Source organism: Halalkalibacter hemicellulosilyticusJCM 9152 (assembly GCF_000513115.1).
GTDB lineage: Bacteria > Bacillota > Bacilli > Bacillales > Bacillaceae_D > Halalkalibacter > Halalkalibacter hemicellulosilyticus.
The window spans coordinates 1-617 of sequence record NZ_BAUU01000101.1 but is presented as its reverse complement, the minus strand read 5'-3'; the positions used below and the strand labels follow the sequence as shown (position 1 = coordinate 617).

The following is a 617-nucleotide window of genomic DNA, read 5'->3' as shown; positions in this document are numbered from 1 at the left end:
TTACATAAATTTATTGATCCACAGTAGCTCAGTGGTAGAGCTATCGGCTGTTAACCGATCGGTCGTAGGTTCGAATCCTACCTGTGGAGCCAACTTTGGAGAGCTGTCCGAGCTGGCCGAAGGAGCACGATTGGAAATCGTGTAGGCGGTGTAAAACCGTCTCGAGGGTTCGAATCCCTCGCTCTCCGCCAGATCGCTTATATATAGTAAAACAGTAGTTATACGGTTGGGCCCGTTGGTCAAGCGGTTAAGACACCGCCCTTTCACGGCGGTAACACGGGTTCGAATCCCGTACGGGTCACCATACATATAGGAGGATTAGCTCAGCTGGGAGAGCACCTGCCTTACAAGCAGGGGGTCGGCGGTTCGATCCCGTCATCCTCCACCATATTAGAGAAACGACGCGGGTGGAGCAACGAGCATACCCATCGTCGAAAACTCACCGAGTCACATCGACGCATGATGGCGTCCAAGAAATACGAGAAGAGGAGATGTCTTCTTCACTGAAAAACATCATCTATAAACATTGAAACGACGCGGGGTGGAGCAGTCTGGTAGCTCGTCGGGCTCATAACCCGAAGGTCGATGGTTCAAATCCATCCCCCGCAATACCAGAA

General features: G+C 51.7%; 5 tRNA genes. All 5 read left to right on the top strand.

What is annotated here, in order from left to right:
• Nucleotides 1–17 precede the first annotated feature (17 nt).
• Nucleotides 18–92 (top strand) — tRNA-Asn (locus JCM9152_RS21135).
• 5 nt (nucleotides 93–97) lie between these two features.
• A tRNA-Ser gene (locus JCM9152_RS21130) sits at nucleotides 98–191 on the top strand.
• 38 nt (nucleotides 192–229) lie between these two features.
• Nucleotides 230–304 (top strand) — tRNA-Glu (locus JCM9152_RS21125).
• 8 nt (nucleotides 305–312) lie between these two features.
• Nucleotides 313–388: transfer RNA gene (locus JCM9152_RS21120), tRNA-Val, on the top strand.
• Nucleotides 389–535: 147 nt separating this feature from the next.
• Nucleotides 536–609, top strand: a tRNA-Met gene (locus JCM9152_RS21115).
• Nucleotides 610–617: the final 8 nt, after the last annotated feature.